This is a genomic window from Sorangium sp. So ce295 (assembly GCF_051527405.1).
GTDB lineage: Bacteria > Myxococcota_A > Polyangia > Polyangiales > Polyangiaceae > Sorangium > Sorangium cellulosum_B.
On sequence record NZ_CP150324.1, the window covers coordinates 6870931 to 6888609 of the forward strand.

14 protein-coding genes and 1 pseudogene are annotated in these 17679 nt (G+C 70.4%); 7 read left to right on the plus strand and 8 right to left on the minus strand.

Annotated elements, in window-relative coordinates:
* Positions 1–21: 21 nt before the first annotated feature.
* Together pdhA and WMF11_RS25960 are read right to left on the minus strand one after the other, a co-directional pair.
* Positions 22–1020: a pyruvate dehydrogenase (acetyl-transferring) E1 component subunit alpha gene (pdhA, locus tag WMF11_RS25955; protein ID WP_437972611.1), complete on the minus strand. Its 999-nt coding sequence runs from the start codon at positions 1018–1020 to the stop codon at positions 22–24.
* A 136-nt stretch (positions 1021–1156) separates the two neighbouring features.
* Positions 1157–2116, minus strand: coding sequence for a ribose-phosphate diphosphokinase (locus tag WMF11_RS25960; protein ID WP_437972612.1), 960 nt, complete (start codon positions 2114–2116; stop codon positions 1157–1159).
* A 255-nt stretch (positions 2117–2371) separates the two neighbouring features.
* Here WMF11_RS25960 and WMF11_RS25965 point away from each other — a divergent pair, with 255 nt between their 5' ends.
* Together WMF11_RS25965 and WMF11_RS25970 are read left to right on the plus strand one after the other, a co-directional pair.
* On the plus strand, positions 2372–2827 hold the full coding sequence (locus tag WMF11_RS25965) for a CBS domain-containing protein (RefSeq protein WP_437972613.1): 456 nt from the start codon (positions 2372–2374) through the stop codon (positions 2825–2827).
* 60 nt (positions 2828–2887) lie between these two features.
* On the plus strand, positions 2888–4243 hold the full coding sequence (locus WMF11_RS25970; protein ID WP_437972614.1) for a phosphoribosyltransferase family protein: 1356 nt from the start codon (positions 2888–2890) through the stop codon (positions 4241–4243).
* Between the two features lie 36 nt (positions 4244–4279).
* Here WMF11_RS25970 and WMF11_RS25975 read toward each other — a convergent pair whose 3' ends face one another.
* Entirely contained in the window at positions 4280–5437 is a 1158-nt protein-coding gene (locus WMF11_RS25975) for a CapA family protein (protein WP_437972615.1), read from the minus strand.
* A 116-nt stretch (positions 5438–5553) separates the two neighbouring features.
* Here WMF11_RS25975 and WMF11_RS25980 point away from each other — a divergent pair, with 116 nt between their 5' ends.
* The 3 genes from WMF11_RS25980 to WMF11_RS25990 all read left to right on the plus strand — a co-directional run bounded on the left by WMF11_RS25980 (position 5554) and on the right by WMF11_RS25990 (position 8466).
* Positions 5554–5979, plus strand: a complete 426-nt coding sequence (locus tag WMF11_RS25980; RefSeq protein WP_437972616.1) for a CBS domain-containing protein — start codon at positions 5554–5556, stop codon at positions 5977–5979.
* 147 nt (positions 5980–6126) lie between these two features.
* Positions 6127–7137, plus strand: a complete 1011-nt coding sequence (locus tag WMF11_RS25985) for a universal stress protein (RefSeq protein ID WP_437972617.1) — start codon at positions 6127–6129, stop codon at positions 7135–7137.
* An 81-nt stretch (positions 7138–7218) separates the two neighbouring features.
* Positions 7219–8466: a cytochrome P450 gene (locus WMF11_RS25990; RefSeq protein WP_437901982.1), complete on the plus strand. Its 1248-nt coding sequence runs from the start codon at positions 7219–7221 to the stop codon at positions 8464–8466.
* Positions 8467–8490: 24 nt separating this feature from the next.
* Here WMF11_RS25990 and groL read toward each other — a convergent pair whose 3' ends face one another.
* From groL to WMF11_RS26010, 4 genes and pseudogenes are all read right to left on the minus strand, one after another.
* Positions 8491–10113, minus strand: a complete 1623-nt coding sequence (gene groL / locus WMF11_RS25995) for a chaperonin GroEL (RefSeq protein WP_437972618.1) — start codon at positions 10111–10113, stop codon at positions 8491–8493.
* Positions 10114–10276: 163 nt separating this feature from the next.
* Positions 10277–11149, minus strand: coding sequence for a 2-oxo acid dehydrogenase subunit E2 (locus WMF11_RS26000; protein ID WP_437911026.1), 873 nt, complete (start codon positions 11147–11149; stop codon positions 10277–10279).
* A gap of 94 nt (positions 11150–11243) precedes the next feature.
* Entirely contained in the window at positions 11244–11600 is a 357-nt protein-coding gene (locus tag WMF11_RS26005; RefSeq protein ID WP_437911027.1) for an ATP-binding protein, read from the minus strand.
* Positions 11601–11648: 48 nt separating this feature from the next.
* Positions 11649–11984 (minus strand): annotated as a pseudogene (locus tag WMF11_RS26010) (ArsA-related P-loop ATPase); the annotation flags it as partial.
* 193 nt (positions 11985–12177) lie between these two features.
* On the opposite strand from WMF11_RS26010, the gene WMF11_RS26015 reads away from it, so the two are divergent.
* Both WMF11_RS26015 and WMF11_RS26020 read left to right on the plus strand, forming a co-directional pair.
* Positions 12178–13665, plus strand: coding sequence for an APC family permease (locus tag WMF11_RS26015; protein ID WP_437972619.1), 1488 nt, complete (start codon positions 12178–12180; stop codon positions 13663–13665).
* Between the two features lie 157 nt (positions 13666–13822).
* Positions 13823–16429: a cation-translocating P-type ATPase gene (locus tag WMF11_RS26020; RefSeq protein ID WP_437972620.1), complete on the plus strand. Its 2607-nt coding sequence runs from the start codon at positions 13823–13825 to the stop codon at positions 16427–16429.
* Between the two features lie 435 nt (positions 16430–16864).
* Here the strand turns inward: WMF11_RS26020 and WMF11_RS26025 are convergent, their stop codons facing one another.
* Entirely contained in the window at positions 16865–17275 is a 411-nt protein-coding gene (locus WMF11_RS26025; RefSeq protein ID WP_437972621.1) for a hypothetical protein, read from the minus strand.
* Between the last annotated feature and the right edge of the window lie 404 nt (positions 17276–17679).

Here is a 17679-nt window from a genome sequence, read left to right on the forward strand (position 1 = left end):
CGCCGCACTTCGCGGGCGCGGTCACGCCGCCTCCCGGGCGTAGACGAAGCGGGTCAGGTCCTCCACCGGCTCGATCGGCGCCTCCTCCGCGGCCATCACGGCCGCCTCGACCTCGGCCGCGACCTCGCCCAGGATCCGGGCGAGCGCGCCGTCGTCGAGCAGCCCCTCGGCGCGCAGCCGCGCGACGAACAGGTCGATGGGGTCGCGCTCCCGCCAGGCGGCCACCTCGCTCTTGTCCCGGTATCTCTCGGCGTCGTACATCGAGTGCGCGCGGAACCGGTACGTCAGCAGCTCGAGGAAGCGGGGGCCGGCCGCGTCCCTCACGGCCGCGGCCGCGCGCCGCGTGGCCTGCTCCACGGCGAGCACATCCATGCCGTCGACCTGCTCGGCCGGCACGTGGTGAGCCGCGGGGACGTCGATGAGCCGCGGGTTGGCGGCGTGGCGCGCGAGCGCCGTCCCCATGGCGTACTGGTTGTTCTCGCAGAGGAAGAGCACCGGCAAGCTCCAGAGCGCGGCGAGGTTCAGCGACTCGTGGAACTCCCCCTCGTCGGTCGCGCCGTCGCCGAAGAACGCCGCCGTGACCCGCCGCCGGCCGGCGAGCTTGTCGGCGAGCGCGAGCCCCACCGCGATGGGCAGGCCGCCCCCCACGATGGCGTAGCCGCCGTAGAAGCGTCGCTCCGCGCAGAACAGGTGCATCGACCCGCCGCGCCCGAGGGCGCAGCCCGTCGCCTTCCCGTACATCTCGGCCATCGCCGCGGCGGGCGAGACCCCGCGCTGCAGCGCATGGCCGTGATCGCGGTAGGCGGCGACCACGGCGTCGTCGTCCTCGAGCGCCCGCATCGCCCCGACAACGACCGCCTCCTCACCGATGACCAGGTGGAGGAAGCCGCGGATCTTTTGAAGCGTGTACAGCTCGGCGCACCGCTCCTCGAAGCGGCGGATGAGCAGCATCGCCCGCAGCACGGCGAGCGCCTCGGCAGCAGGGATCCCGACCGGGCTCACGCGGGCTCCTTCGAACATCGCAGCCTCCTGCTCGGCACGGGCGCCTCCATCCAGCACACCTCCGCGACAGGGCTCGGCTCGGGCAACGATCGTACCGGCGCGGGCGCTTCCCGTCGTCGGCGCCGCTCATGGGTCCTCCTGCTCGGGTGCCGGCTCAGCGCGGAGGGCCCGCGGCCTCGCCGCGCGCGAGCAGCGCCTGCAGCGAACCGCCGTCATGGAGGAGCCGGATCGCCTCGGCCAGGAGCCCGTCCAGACGGACGAGCTCGACGGGGATCGCCGCGCCCGTGGCGGCTGCGACGCTGTCGGTCACGAGGAAACGGCGCACCGGGAGCGCGGAGAGCCGGGCCGTCGCCGGGCCGACGAAGAGGCCGTGCGTCGCGATGACGGTGATGTCCGGCGCGCAGCCCGCCGCGAGCAAGGCGTTCACGGCGGCCTCGATCGTCCCGCCGGTGCTGATCATGTCGTCGACGAGGAGGGGCGACCGTCCCCGGACCTCGCCCGTGATGGCGTGGACGCTGACGTCCTCGCCGCTGAGGCGGGTCTTGTGCACGACGGCGACCGGCAAGCGGAGGAGCCGGGCATGGCGATCCGCGAGCTTCGCGGCGCCCAGGTCCGGCGCCACGATGACGCTGCGCTCGGAGATGAAGGGTCTCGCTGCGTCCGAGAGCAGCGGCGCGGCGCTCAGGTGCTCGAGCGGGATGGAGAAGAACCCCTCGAGCGCGGCGTTGTGGAGGTCGACGGCCACCACGCGCGAGAGGCCCGCCGTCCTGAAGAGATCGGCGACGAGCCGGGCCCCTACCGGCTCCCTGCCCGAGGCGCGGCGGTCGTGGCGGGCATAGCCGAAATACGGCACGACGGCCGTCACGCGCGGAGCCCCTGCGCGACGACACGCGTCCGCGAGGAACAGGAGCTCGGCGATGTGCTCGTCGACCGGTGGGCTCGTCGGCTGGAGGAGAACCACGTCCCGCCCTCGCACGCTCTCCCGTAGCTGCACGTGAAGCTCGCCGTCCGCGAAGCGGCGCACCAGGGCGTGGCCCAGGCCGATACCGAGGCGCGCCGCCACGGCCTGTGCGAGAGGGAGGTTCGCGTTGCCCGCAAAGAGGCAGATCTCCATGGCTGCTCCGCTGCGCCGCCTTCCGTGTCGTGAGGGCTCATGGCGCTGCTCATTCGAGCTGTGACCGCTCTCCAGATGCAACCCCAGGGCCTGATCTCTCCAGTGACGTCCGCCCGCCTCCGCGTCATCACGCCTCTCCGCCTGATCTGTTTGCTCGCCACGTGTCATGGGAGCGCACCGGCCTCCATGACCCTTCGGGCATGGGCTTCCCGGAGCCGACGCCGGCTCCATGGAGCGTTCGCTGGGAGGAATGCCGTGACCACTGCTGGGGAGCTCTGCAATCGGCGCGTCGTCACCATCGGCAAGACCGAGACCGTGATCGAGGCCGCCCGCCGCATGCGGGCGCATCACGTCGGCAGCCTGGTCATCGTCGACGAGCCCGCCGGGAGGACCGTGCCTGCCGGCATCATCACCGATCGCGACATCGTGGTCGGCGTGGTGGCAAACGCGAGTCCCTACCTGGAGTCTCTCCAGGTGGCGGACGTCGCGACCGAGCCGCTGGTCACAGCGCGAGAGCAGGAGGACCTCCTGGACGTCCTCGGCAGGATGCGCGCCGAAGGCATCCGCCGCGTGCCGGTGGTGAACGACGAGGGGGTGCTCCAGGGAATCATCGCCTTCGACGATCTCCTCGAGTTCCTGTCGGACGAGCTCTCCGAGCTGAGCGCGCTGGTGACGAGGCAGCAGCGGCGGGAAGCGCAGAGGAGGATCTGAGGGCCGGGCGTGGCAGGGGCGAGGACGTCGCGGTCAGCACGCGACCGGAGGAGGGGCTTCATGCTGTTTCGAGATCGCGTCGATGCAGGGCGCCGCCTGGCCTTCGCGCTGGGTCGCTATCGCGACGATACGCCCGTCGTGCTCGGGCTCCCGCGCGGCGGCGTCCCGGTCGCCTACGAGGTCGCCCGGGCGCTCAAGGCGCCGCTCGACGTCTGGGTGGTGCGCAAGCTCGGCGCTCCGGGGTACGAAGAGCTGGGCATGGGCGCCATCTCGGAGGGCGGAGAGGTGTACCTCAATGAGGAGGTGCTCGCGGAGCTCGGCGTCCCCCAGGAGGAGGTCGCGGAGATCGTGGACCGCAAGGCCGCCGAGGTCGAGTCGCGCGTGCGGCGCTTCCGGCGCGGCCGGCCGCCGGTCGACGTCGAGGGCCGCACCGTCGTCGTCGTCGACGACGGCATCGCGACCGGCGGGACCGTGCGCGCCGCGCTCCGGGCCGTCCGGCGGCGCGGACCGAGGCGCCTCGTCCTCGCGGTCCCGGTCGCGTCGGCGACGACGCTCGAATCGCTGCGCCCCGAGGTCGATGAGGTGGTCTGCCTCGACGCGGATCCGCACCTGTTCGCGATAGGCGCATATTACCAGGACTTCCGCCAGACCACGGACGAGGATGTCGTGGAGCTGCTCGAGCGGGCGCGCGGCGGCGGCGCGGGCGCGGAAGGCGAGGAGGGGCCGGCGGGCCCGCCGGAGCCGGCAGAAGAGCTCTCCGTCGAGCTCGCGCTCGACGGCGGCGCGCGCCTTCAAGGGAGCCTGACGATCCCGGCCGGGGCGACAAGCATCGTCCTGTTCGCGCACGGGAGCGGCAGCAGCCGGCATAGCCCGCGCAACCGGTACGTCGCCGAGGTGCTCCAGAGCGCCGGGCTGGCCACATTGCTCTTCGACCTCCTCACCGGCGAGGAAGAGGCGGTGGATGAGCGGACTGGCCACCTCCGGTTCGACATCGAGCTCCTCGCGGGGCGGGTCATGAGCGCGGCCCTGGCCACGCGCGAGCAACCCGAGACGAGCGCGCTCCGGATCGGCTACTTCGGCGCGAGCACCGGCGCCGCGGCCGCGCTGGTCGCCGCGGCGAGGCGGCCGGATCTCGCGGACGCCGTGGTGTCGCGGGGCGGGCGCCCCGATCTCGCCGGCGCGTACCTCGAGCAGGTCCGCGCGCCCACGCTGCTCATCGTCGGGAGCGCGGACACCGAGGTGCTCGCGTTGAACCGGCAGGCGCTCGAGCTCCTGCGCGGACCGCGACAGCTCGCGATCGTGGAGGGAGCGACGCACCTGTTCGAGGAGCCAGGGACGCTGGAAGAGGTCGCGCGCGCGGCGAGCGCGTGGTTCGTTCGCTACCTGGCGCCCCGGGCGCTCGAGGCGACCGCGTAACCGCACGAGGGCAGCAGCGGCGCGGTGCTCGCGGAATCAGCTCCAGCGCAGCAGCAGGCTGCCTTCCTCCCCGAGCTCGACGCTCGTCCCGAACCGCGCGCCCTCTCGGCTCAGCACGTCCCTCAGCCAGAGCGCGTCCTCTTGCGCGGCGCGGTGGAGGCGAAATTTCAGCATCCGCAGCGGTACCAGCTCCAGACCGACGAGCTCGCCGGTCCCCGCGCGCAGCGTGGCAAAGTACATCATGGCCAGATCGCCTCGATAGGCCTCGTGTCCGCTGATGCCCTCATAGTCGTTCACGAAGTCGCCGCAGCCGTAGAGGATCAGCCGCCCCGCGTGGACCTCGATCGCCTTCGGATGATGCGAGGAGTGCCCGTGAACCACGTCGACGCCGGCGACGTCGACGAGGGCGTGGGCGAGCGTGACCTGCTCCTCCGGGACCTCGTACCCCCAGTTGGGGCCCCAGTGGATCGAGGCCACGACGATGTCGCCCTCCCGCCTGGCCGCCCGCACCGCGGCCAGCACGCGACCGACCTCCACGGGAGACGACTCATCGACCAGGTGAATGCCCGGGCGGTCCACCGAGGCGCCCCAGCGCCGCGGGATGCCGCTGGTCTCCGAGCCCAGCGAGAAGATGAGGACCCTCCCCTCGCCCTCGCCCTCGATCTCGATGAGCGCTGGCGCCGCCGCCTCATCGAGGTCGCGGCCCGCGCCGGCCGTCGTCACGTTCGCCGACCGGAGCGCGGCGATCGTGTCAATCAGCCCGGCAACTCCCCAGTCGAGGACGTGGTTGTTTGCCAGCGCGCAGCAGCCGATCTGCGCCGCGGCGAGGCACGAGACGTTCCCCGGGTGCATCCGGTAATTGATGCCCTTGAGACACGGCTCATCGCTGGTCGTGATCGCCGTCTCGAGGTTGACCAGCCGGACGGCGGGCGCCCGCCGGCTCCACGCGTCGAGCGCGGCCCCCCAGACGTAGGAGGAATCGACGGGCCGGGGAATAGGGCCGCTCGCGCGCTCGGCGAGCTCGACGTAACCCCTCGCGTCCTCCACGGCCAGCTCGTACAGCACCGGATCGCTGGGGCACGGCAGGATCTGATCGATCCCCCGGCCGGTCATCACGTCACCGCAGAGAGAGATGGTGACATCACCCGCAGTCGACGTGCCCTGGGGCCGCTCCCTCGCCGCGTCTTGCGTCATGGGTCGCCGCTCCATCGACCTGCACGAGTTGCAAGGGAGAGACCAGGTGGCTCACGCGGGCGGCGCGGCTCATCGACGGATCGATCGGCCCGCGAGTTGCCTTGAGCGAGGAGGAGATGCCGTTATCCAAGATCTGCGCCGCCGAGCTCATGACCGAGAACCCCCGGACCGTGCGGGTCAACGACCCCATCGGCGAGGCGGTGGACGTGCTCCAGACGATGGACTTCCGCCACGTGCCGGTCGTCGACGAGCAGGGTGAGCTGGTCGGGATGCTCAGCGATCGCGACCTGCGCGCGCTCCAGCTGCCCTACTCGGAGGACGCCGCGGTGGTCGACAGGGCGCTGCGGAAGGCCCGCGGGCCGGTGTCCACGATCATGAGCGGCAATGTCGTGAGCGCCAGTCCGGACGCGGACGTGACCGAGCTCATGGAGCTCATGCTCGACAACAAGATCGGCGCGCTCCCGGTCGTCGACGGAGAAGGTGCGCTGGTCGGCATCGTCAGCTATGTGGACGTCTTTCGCGGGCTCCTCGAGGAGGAGTGACCCGTCGTCTCCTTGGCGCGCAGGACGCGCACAGACAGCGCGAGGTGCGGGTGGGGTGAGGCCGGGCACGGTGATTGCTGCGATCGGTGGATAGGACGCGCCAAGCGCCGGTCCCACGGCGATGGGACATGGACCAGCGGAGACAGCATGCGGCCTGTGCAGCGGATCCTGGCCACCACGGACCTCTCGGAGCTCTCGATCGCGGCCGTGAAGGTCGCGCTGGAACAAGCGCGCTCCTGGGGCGCCGAGCTCCGGATCCTCCACGTCGCAGCGTCCGCGCAAGCGCAGCCGAGCGTGGCAGACGCGCTGCTCGGTTTCGTGGCAGAGCTCGGCAGCGACGTTCACATCGTCCCGCTCGTCCGGGTCGGGTCTGCCGCGGAGGAGATCGTCACGTGTGCTGAGGAAGACGACGTCCAGCTGATCGTGATGGGCCGCCACGGGCACACCGGCACCACGGCCGTGCTGATGGGCAGCGTCGCCGAGCGCGTCGCGCGGACCTCGGGCTGCCCCGTGCTGATGGTGCCCCCGGAGAAGGAAGCCCGCGGGACCGGGGTGATCATGGGTCCGCCGCCGTACGCCTCGCGGTTTCGCTGCCTGCGCTGCGGCGTGCGCTCGGAGTACCAGTTCTGCGCCGCGTGCCGGGCCCATTTCCGCATGCTCGATGTGCCCGCAGGAGGGGGCCCTCCCGAGGCCCCTGCGGCGGGCCCCCTCAGCGCGGAGCGGATCGAGGCGCTCCTCGAGCGCGGCGCCTTCGGCCGGCTGGGCTGCCACGCCGAAGGACGAACGTACGTCGTGCCCATGAGCTACGCCTACGAGAAAGGCCGCCTTTACCTGCGCTCGGCGGAGGGGACCAAGATCCGGATGATGCGTAAAAATCCGGAGGTCTGCTTCCAGGTCGACCACATCCAGAGCCTCGCTGACTGGGAGAGCGTCATCGTGTTCGGGGTGTTCCGCGAGCTCACCGCGCAGGAGGCGGTCGAGGGCCTGCGGCGCATCCACGACCGGCTGGCGTCCCTCGCCGAGGAGGACGCATGGCCCCGCCCGTCCGAGGCGTCCGCCGACGACAGGCTTGGCCACCGGGCCTACGTGGGGGCGCGCGGCGCGGTCGTCGGTTGCATCGAGCCCGTGGAGAAGACGGGGCGCTATCAGGCGCGCTGAACCCCATGAGCGGGCATCGGTCGTCTTCTCGTCAAAAGCAGGCGTCACCACACCGATCCGAGGCATTCATCCCAAACGATCATGCAAGCGCTCATCCAAGACGACGTGGCAATCCAGGAGTTTCTGCTCGACCCCTCTCCCTACTTCCGCCGCTGGCGCCACGATGAGCCGGTCCGCTGGTCTGAATCGCTGCACGGCTGGGTGCTGACGCGCTATGACGATGTTGTCGAGGCATTCCGAGACCCACGCCTGCGCCAGAGGCCGCCGCAGGCGATCGTCGACGCGCAGCTGCCACCGGGGAAGCGCGAGGTCGCCCGCGATTTCGTGCGCCTCCTCGGAGGCATGATGCTGATGAAAGACGGCCCGGAACACGCCCGCCTGCGCCGTGTGGGCAGCCAGGGGTTCACGCAGGGCGTTCTGGACGGGTTCCGGCCGATCCTCCAGCGCGTGACGGACGAGATCCTCGACAAGGTAGAGCCGCTCGGTCGCATGGATATCGTGCGCGACCTGGCTCAGCCATTGCCAGCCACGGCGATCGCCCACATGTTCGGCATCCCTGACGCAGATCGGGGGTCGTTCCAGAAGTGGTCTGAGGACGTCGCGCGGTTCTTCGGCGGCACGACGCTGGACGTCGAGGAGGACGCCAGATCAGCCAACGAGGCGATATGCAATCTGGAGCGCTATTTTCTCGCCATCGTCGACGGGCGGCGCATGCGCCCGAGCAACGACCTGGTGAGCCTCTTCGTGGCCGGCCAGCAGGAAGGAAAGCTGTCGGCGGAGGAGATCACGGCTCAGTGCATCCTGGTCCTCGCGGCCGGACACGTCACGACCATCGACCAGCTTGGCAATGCGGTCCATGCGCTCCTCATGCACCCAGACCAGTTGAACCAGCTGCGTGAGGACCCGGCGCTCATCAGATCCGCTGTAGAGGAGTGCCTGCGCTACGACGGATCGGTGCCGTTCGTTTGCCGGGTCGCGGCAGAAGATTTGAAGATCCGCGACAAGCGCATCCAGCGACACCAGACGGTCTTCCTCGGCATAGCATCGGCGAACCGGGATCCAGAGATCTTCGACGAGCCCGATCGTTTCGACATCACCCGCGCGCCGGGCAAGCACATCGCGTTCGGTTTTGGTCCGCACGGGTGTCTGGGTGCCGGCTTGGCGCGCCGGGAGCTCGAGGTAGGGCTCGCCAGCCTGATTCGCCGCATGCCAGGCCTGAAGCTCGACGAACAGAGCCCGCCGGTGCGGAGATGCGAGAGCGTCATGTTCCGCGGCTTTCGTAGATTGCCGGTCCTCTTCTCGAGAGCTCGGATGGACAAGGTCGCCTGACGGCTGATGACCCCGACGCGCCGCTCATTCGAGCGGGGGCGCGGCCGCCCGTTCCTTCGCCGCCGGCTCGGGCACATCGGTCAACGTCGCCTCCGTCAGGAGCAGCACGCTCGCCACCGACACGGCGTTCTCGAGCGCGACGCGCACCACCTTGGTCGGGTCGATGATGCCCGACTCGACGAGATCGACGTAGGTGCCGTGCGCCGCGTCGAACCCGAGATTGCCGCTGCCGGCGCGCATCCGCTCGAGCACGACGCCGGCGTCGACGCCGGAGTTCTCCGCGATCTGCCGCGTCGGAGCCTCGAGCGCGCGGCGCAGGATGCGCACGCCGGTGCGCTCATCGCCGTCGCAGCGCTGCTCCTCGTGCTCCACCGCGACGCTCGCGCGCAGGAGCGCGAGCCCCGCGCCGGGCACGACGCCCTCGACCACCGCCGCCTTGGTCGCGCTGATCGCGTCCTCAAAGGCCTCTTTCCGAGACTTCATCTCCGTTTCGGACGGCGCCCCGACCCGGACGACCGCCACGCCCCCCACGAGCTTCGCCAGGCGCTCCTCGAGCTTCTCGCGATCGTAGTCGCTCTTCGCCTCCCTCCTCTGCCGCCGGAGCAGCTCGACCCTCGTCTGGATGGCGTGCGCGTCGCCGGCGCCGCCGATGATCGTCGTGTTCTCCTGCTTCACGACGACCCGCGCCGCCCGCCCGAGCTGGTCCCGCGTCACGTGCTCCAGCTTCACCCCTGCTTCTTCGGCGATCACCTCTCCCCCGGTCAGGATCGCGATGTCCTCGAGCATCGCCTTGCGTCGGTCCCCGAAGCCGGGCGCCTTGACCGCGACGCACGCGAGCGTGCCGCGCAGCTTGTTCACGACGAGCGTGGCCAGCGCGTCGCCCTCGACCTCCTCCGCGATGAGCAGGAAGCTCTGCCCCTCTTTTGCGACCTCCTCGAGCAGGGGGAGCAGGTCTTTCATGCCGCCGATCCGCTTCTCGTGGATCAGGATGAGCGGCTCCTCCAGCACGCACTCCATGCGCTCCGGGTCCGTTACGAAGTAGGGCGAGAGATACCCGCGGTCGAACTGCATGCCTTGCACGACCTCGACCGCCGTCTCTGTCCCCTTCGCCTCCTCGACGCTGATGACGCCCTCTCCACCGACCTTCTCCACCGCGTCGCCGATGAGCTCGCCGATGGCAGCGTCGTTGTGCGCCGCGACCGTGGCGACCTGGATCTTCTCCTGGCGGCTCTGCACAGGGCGGGAGAGCGACCGCACCGCGTCGACGGCCGCGTGGAGTCCCCGCTCGATGCCGCGCTTGAGGTCGATCGCGCTCGCGCCCGCGGCGATGTTGCGGAGCCCCTCCGCGAAGATCGCATGAGCCAGCAGCGTAGAGGTCGTCGTGCCGTCGCCGACCGCGTCGCCCGTGCGCTCGGCCGCCTCGCGGATGATCTGCACGCCGACGTCCTCTTCCGGGTCCTTGAGGCTCAGCTCCTTGGCGATCGAGACACCATCGTTGCACACGGTGGGGCGCCCCCACGCGCGTCCGATGAGCACGCTCTTCGACTTCGGGCCGAGCGTCACGCGGACCGCGTCGGCGAGCGCCGTGGCGCCGCGCAGGACCTTCTCGCGAGCAGCGGCGTGGAAAAGGAGTTGCTTGTGGGGCATCGCTGAAGACCTCCTGGACGAGCGCGGCCGACCTTCTGTGGCCTCCGTCGAGGATGCAACCTCAGGGCCGGCTCTGTCGGGTGCCGATCGCGCGCTCCGATCGTCGTCTCCCGAGAGATCGACGGCTCGCCTGCGCCCGCGGCGCCGGCGGCCGTGATGTGTGTCAGCGAGAAGCGGAAATCTCGGCATCCAGCCGATCGAAGCAGCGGAACGGGTCCTCCAGCATCTCGCGCACGGTGCGCGCCAGCATGCTCGCGTGGAAGCCGTCGATGAAGCGGTGATCGAACGTGGCGCTCACGCGCATCACCTTGCCGGGCACCACCTTGCCGTCCTCCACCACCGGCTCGTCCCTCACCGCGCCCGGGACAACGAGGACCGGCGTCCGCGTATAGGGCACGAGCGGCACATAGGCGTTCTCCAGGCCCAGCGAGCCGACGTTGGTCACCGTGAGCGCGCCGAACGGATCGCGCGGAAGCCCGAGCTTCGACAGGTCCAGGTTGAGCGTGTACATCACGAACGAGAGCAGGCGAAGGAAGGCGTTCATGAAGAGAAACGGGATGTGCCCTATCGCGCGCTTCGTCTCTTCCACCGCCCTGTCGCGCCGATGGCGGGCGCGCTCGATCGTCCGGTCCAGCTCGTCGACGATCTGAACCAGATTTTTCTCATGGGCCCGCTCGATAGTGGTCACGGTGAGATCCACCTCGCCGTCGCCGCCGGCCGTCTGCACGACCAGCACCGAGACGGTGACGCCGCGCCGGAGGTAGACCTTGTTCCAGCGCAAGATCGCATTGGCGTCGGGGCAGCGGCGCAGCGCCTCGGCGCAGGCCTTGGCGACCAGGTGTGTCACCGTGAGCCGGCGGCCGGTGCTGTGGCGGAACGCCTTGATGTACTCGAGCGCGCGATCCATGCGCAGGGTGAGCGTGCCGTACACCGATGGATCGTATGCGGTGTGCCAGGTGCCGATCGCCAGCTTGCGGAAGCTGGAGATCTCCTGCTTGGGCACGAGATCGAGGTTGGGCTTGATCCACCCGGCCATGGGCTCCATGGCTGCACGGCTCGGGCCAGGGCGTGCTGCGCGCTCCGGCTCCTCTTGTGTTGTGGCGCGGGCTCTCGCCCGCCGCGCCGGGGTGTCACCAGGGCTCCCGGTCTGCAGACGGGGCGCGCTGCCGCAGCGGCAGCGTGAACTGGAAGGTCGTCTTCCCGGGCGCGCTCTCGGCCCAGATCCGCCCCCCGTGGGCCTCGACGAGCCCTCGCACGATGTAGAGGCCGAGGCCCAGCCCGGCGGCGCCTCCTGCCTTCGCCTCGCGCGTCCGGTAATAGCGGGCGAAGAGCCTCGCCGCCCACGCATCGAGCAGCGGCGCGCCCCGCGCCACCCGCGCGAGGCAGAGACGGATGTCGGCTGGCACGTGGCGGTGGGAATGGAGCCAGAGCTCGCCGGTGTCCTCAGAAGCCAGGAGCAGGTAGGCACCGCGCGCGCCGAGCTCCATCGCCTGGTCGAGCAGGAGCCCGGTGAGCTCGCTGAGATCGGCCGCGCGCGCCACGCGGAGCGCAGCGCGATCAGGCCGCGTCACGAGGACGATGGTTGTCCGTTCCCCGTTAGCCAGCGCCTCGACCGCGGCGGCGAACCGCGTGGCTTGCATCTTCAACCCCGAGTGCGGGCCCAGACACGAAGCGCCGTGCGTGGCCGACCCGAGAAAGCTGGACCAGGCGCGCGGCAAGCTGAGCAGCCTCAGCGTGTGTCCGGTCGGCGCTGTGTCGACGATCACGCGCTCTCGATACGTGTCGGCCGCTTTCTCGGGATCGATGTTGAGCGCGGAGAGCCCTCCGACGCCGGGGATCGGCGCGGGTCGATGAGAGAGCGAGGTCCTCAGCCGCCCGGGCTGCGTCTCGAAGGGCTGCCTTCACGCCGCAGCCAGCTGCGGGCGTCGCGGGGCCGTCTCCGGGCGCGGGTGCGTTCGGCGCGGCAGGCTCCGCTTGTCCGGCGGCGCGGGGCCGCTCCTGGCTCTACGTGCCTCCGGCTTGACGTGCCGGGGGCCGGGCCGCAGAGCCAGCAGACCGAAGGCCATGGGGAGCCGGCTTTTCGTCCGCAAACCGCTGTCGGTCATGAGAGAAGAGCTGCAGGGGGAGCACCGCCTCCGGCGGGTCCTCGGGCCGCTGCAGCTCACGAGCATCGGGATCGGCGCCATCATCGGGACAGGCATCTTCGTGCTCACCGGCCAGGCCGCGCACGACAAGGCAGGTCCTTCCCTGATGCTCTCCTTCGTGGTCGCGGGGATGGCCTGCGTGTTCGCGGCCCTCTGTTACGCGGAGTTCGCGGCGATGGTGCCGGTCGCGGGCTCGGCCTACGCGTACTCGTACGCGACGCTCGGCGAGCTGCCGGCGTGGATCATCGGGTGGGATCTCGTCCTCGAGTACGCCGTCGGCGCCGCCACCGTGGCGCACGGGTGGTCCCATTATTTCCAGGACTTCATCGGGATCTTCGGGATAGAGCTGCCGAGAGAGCTCAGGAGCGCGCCGTTCGACTACCAACCGGCGCTCGGCGAGCTCGTGCCCACGGGGGCGATCATCGATCTCCCCGCCGCTCTCGTGACGATCGCGGTCACGGTGATCCTGCTCAAGGGCATCCACGAGAGCGCGACGCTCAACGCCGTGATGGTCGCGCTCAAGCTCGCGGTCGTGCTCTTCGTGATCGCGGTGGGCGCGTTTTACGTCGACCCGGACAACTGGCGGCCGTTCGCGCCGTTCGGGCTCGCGGGGCTCAGCTTCTTCGGTCACACGGTCTTCGGCGAGACCGGTAAAGGGGGAGAGCCGCTCGGGATGCTCGCCGGCGCCGCGACCATCTTCTTCGCCTACATCGGGTTCGATTCGGTGTCGACCCACGCCGAGGAGGCGAAGCACCCGCAGCGCGATCTGCCCACGGGCATCGTGGCCTCGCTCGTGATCTGCACCATTCTCTACGTCTCCGTCGCGGCGGTCCTGACGGGCATGGTGCCCTACACCGAGCTGAGCATCGACGCGCCTGTCTCCGATGCCTTCGCGCGCGTCGGCCTCCCGTGGGCGCAGTTCATCATCTCCCTCGGGGCGGTCGCCGGGATCACCTCCGTGTTGCTCGTGCTCATGCTCAGCCAGCCGCGCGTGCTGCTCGCCATGGCCCGTGACGGGCTCCTGCCCAGGCGCTTCTTCGGATCGGTGCACCCGGTCTTCAAGACACCGTGGAAGTCCACCTTGCTCACCGGGTTCGTGGTCGCCACCCTCTCGGCGCTCCTCCCGCTGCGGATCCTCGCGGAGCTCGTCAATATCGGGACGCTCCTTGCGTTCCTGTTCGTCTGCGCGGCGATCCTGATCATGCGCCGGACGGCGCCGGACGCGCCGCGCCCGTTCCGGGTGCCGCTCTACCCGCTCACCCCGATCCTCGGGATCGTGATCTGTCTCCTCCTCATGTTCTCGCTGCCCACCGAGAACTGGCTGCGCCTCGCGGCCTGGCTCCTGCTCGGGTTCGCGATCTACTTCGGCTACAGCCGCAAGCACAGCGCGATGACGGCGAGCCCGTGACGCTGATCCCTGGGTCCCCGCGCTACCGCGTGGCAAGGGGGCTCGGCCGAGGCGCGCGGAAGTGAGTCGCTCGTCTTCTCCTCCTGGTCCTCCTGGCGCCGCGGCCGGACAGGCAAAGCCGCTTCACGGCACCTGCGCTCAGCCACGCATCCGTCCTTTGGAGCTCGCCGCGCTCCCCGTCGAGGGGCGAATCCAGGCACTGCGGTCCGCTCCGGAGGGGCTGAGCGACGTCGAGGCGGCGAGGAGGCGGCTCGCTCACGGCGACAACGAGCTCGCGCCGCCCCGGCGTTCACGTCCGCTCCGGACGCTGCTCGCTCAGCTCACCCATACGCTCGCATTGCTGCTCTGGCTCGGCGCCGGGCTGGCCTTCGCCGCGGGCGCCCCGGAGCTCGGGTTCGCCATCATCGCTGTCGTCGTGCTCAACGGCGCGTTCGCGTTCATCCAGGAGCACCGCGCCGAGCAGGTCGTGAGCAGCCTGATGCGCCGTGTGGCGGTGCGTGCCCGCGTCGTCCGGGCAGGCATCGAGCGGCGTGTCCCCGCGCGCGAGCTCGTCCCGGGCGACGTGGTCCGGCTCGCGGCAGGTGAGATCGTGCCGGCCGACTGCATCTTGCTCGGCGCGGACAGCCTCTCGCTCGACCTCTCGATGCTCACGGGCGAGACGGCGCCGGTCGATCGCGACGCCGCGCCGATCGCCTCGCCGGGCCGCGGCGCGGAGGAGCTCACGCTCCCGAGCCTGCTCCCGAGCGGCGCGTCCGTGGTGACCGGCGCGGGCGAGGCGCTCGTGTTCGCGACGGGCGCGGAGAGCGCCGCGGGCAAGATCGCCGGGCTCCTCGAGCAGGGCGGGCGCGAGGGCTCGCTGCTCGAGCGCCAGGTCGCGCAGCTCTCGCACGTCACCGCGGCCATCGCGGTGATCGCCGGCGCGGCCACGCTGGTGCTCGCGCAGGCGTTCCATCGCGTCGGCCCGCTCGGCGCGCTCACGTTCGCGATCGGCGTGATCGTGGCGCTCGTCCCCGAGGGGCTGCTCCCGACGCTCAGCGTGTCGCTCGCGATCGGCGCGCAGCGGATGGCGGCGCGCGGGGCTCCCGTGCGGCGCCTCTCCGCGGTCGAGGTGGTCGGGTCGGTGACGACCATCTGCACGGACAAGACCGGGACCCTCACGCAGAACGCGCTCTCGGTGCGCGGCTTCATCCCCGCGCGCGGCGCGCCCCCGGACGCGGAACAGGCGGCGCGGCTCGCGGCCGCGCTGTGCAACAACGCGCGCCCGGCGCCGGCGGGCGGCGATTGCGAGGGCGATCCGGTCGACGTGGCCCTCGCGCGCTGGGCCGCGGCCGGCGGAGTGGACCTGGCCGACGCGCGCGCCCGGTGGCCTCGGATCGCCGACACCGCGTTCGATGCGCGCCGGCGCTACATGGCGGTGACGTGCGCGGAGGGCGGCGCCACGCGGGACTTCGTGAAGGGGGCGCCCGAGGCGGTCGTCGCGCTGAGCGGCGCGCCGGCGCCCGCAGGCCTCGACGAGGCGGTGGTGGGCGCGGCCGAGCGCGGCGAGCGCGTGCTCCTGCTCGCCGTGAGGGAGGCCGGCGGCCCGCTCACGTGCCTGGGCCTCGCCTGCCTGCACGACCCGACGCGACCGGAGGTCCCCGCGGCGATCGCCGCGTGCAGGCGCGCGGGCGTGCGGGTCGTGATCCTGACGGGCGATCACCCCGCAACGGCGCGCTCCGTGGCCGCCGCCATCGGGCTGGATGCGGCGGACCGAATGGTCGAGGGGCCCGAGATCGACGCGATGGACGACCGGGCGCTGCTCGAGCTGCTCCAGGCCGGGGCGAGCCTCGCGCGCACGACGCCGGAGCAGAAGCTGCGGGTCGTGCAGGTGCTGCAGCGGTCCGGCGAGGTGGTCGTGGCGACCGGCGACGGCGTGAACGACGCCCCCGCGCTCCGCGCCGCCGACGTCGGCGTTGCGATGGGCCTGCGCGGCACGGAGGTGGCCAAGCAGGCGGCCGACATCATCCTGTCCGACGACAACTTCGCCACGATCGTGGCGGCCATCGAGGAAGGCCGGGCCATCAAGCAGAATATCCGCCGCTTCGTGAGCTACGTGTTCACGAGCAACGTCGCGGAGCTCGTCCCGTTCCTTCTCTACATCTTCTTTCCGATCCCTCTCCCGCTCGGGATCGTGCAGGTGCTCGCGATCGATCTCGGGACCGACGTGCTCCCCGCGCTGGCGCTCGGCGTGGAGCCGGCGTCGCCCGCGACGTTGCTCGTCCCTCCGGAGCCGCCCCGCAAGCCGATCCTCACCCGGGAGCTCGCGCTGCAAACGTTCTTCCTCTACGGGGCCGTCGAGGCGTTGCTCGGCGTTCTGGCGTATTTCAGCTTTTATTGGGCACACGGCTGGAGACCTTTCGCGTCGCTCGATCCGTTTCGTGCCCTGGAGCGAGAGGCGGCGACGATGACCTTCGTCGGGATCGTCTCGGGCCAGATAGGGTGTCTGTTGGCGCAGCGCGACGGGCCGCTCTTGAAGCGTCTCGCGTTCTGGTCGAACCCGTGGGTGGCCGCGGGGCTCTCGATCGAGGTCGCGCTGGCGATCGCGCTGCTCTATGTGCCTGGACTGAATCGGATGTTTGCGATGGCCCCGGTGGGGCCGCCGTGGCTCCTCTGGCTGCCCGGGGGCGCCGCGGCGATGGTGCTCGTTGATGCGCTGCGACGCGTCGCGCTGGCGCGCGGGAGCCGTCGCGAGCCGTCGCTTCCGGCTGGGTCTCGGGGCGCCTGACGAACGATCGCGACGAGAATCCACCTCGAATCGACTTGCTGCAGGGGCCGCTCAGCACCTGCTCCTCGTAACGGCATCCTGCCGGACAGGTGCAGCCTCTCCACGAGCCCGCTTCACGCAGCGCCGCGGCAGCCGACCGGGCGCTCCGGACGACGACTGTCAGGGCTCGAAGGCCCAGAGCTGGTGGTGGTCGGGGCTCCAGCGGCGGACGGTGACCTTGTAGCCCGGTCCTGGGGGGGCCTGCAGACAGTAATCCGTTCCCGGGGTGGCCTGGTTGCATATCCTGTAATACTCGGGACCCGACAGGACGGCGCGCCATTGCTGCTCTTTCGTGTCGTGACACGGCTACAGGACGACCAAGGCGCCCTGTTCCTGTGCGGTCGCCGTCAGGCACAGGCCCCGAACGGTGGCGCTCCTCCAGCTGCGGGTCATGCGCTACTGAAAGAATTTCTCCAGATCGTACGCATAATTTTCGGCCTTTTTCTGGTCAGGTCCCGCGACGACGAAGATCACGCCCCTGTTTTTGATGCATCGAACGTATCCAACATACAGTCCGCCCACTGCTCTAGCGCCGGCCCCTCCCGACGCCGTGAATGTGTCGGGCTCCGGGAACCCTGCAATCTTCAGGGATTTTTCTGCATTCTTCGTGCATTTGGATAGAAGTTGATCGTTCAGACCGGGCCAGTCATGCCATCGGGTTGTCACCTCCGGCGGTCGCTCAGGGATACTCGCTCTGGCAAGGCGGCCCCAGCCGGCGACCGTCAAGCTGCCCGCGAGGACGACGCCGAGCGCAAGTGGTGCGACGAGCTTGCTCTTGTATGACCTCGGTGACGCGTGCGATTTCATCGTGTTCTCCCTGACTGCGCGGCGTGCCCCGCGAGCACAGCATGGGCCTCGCGTTCGTCACTACCAACCTGCCCACCGGCGCATCGCGCGTCAACCGGACGCCAAATCATCACAACCCTACGTGAGGGAGGCCGGCGGCCCGCTCCCGTGCCTGGGCCTCGCCTGCCTACACGACTGCTGTCGATATCGACGGACATCCTGATGACGAGCGGCGCGACGGCGCCGCACGGCGACCACCGCCATCGTGGTGAGCTTGTGGTTCATCGTCGTCCTCCAGCAATGCAGGCTGACGCGGCGAGCGCCGGACCGACGCCCGCGCCGGATTCGCCTGGCGATGCGTCTCACCCAGCACAGTCCGAGGGGCTTGCCGCGTACCGGTCTCGACATCCAACCTGGTCGGTATG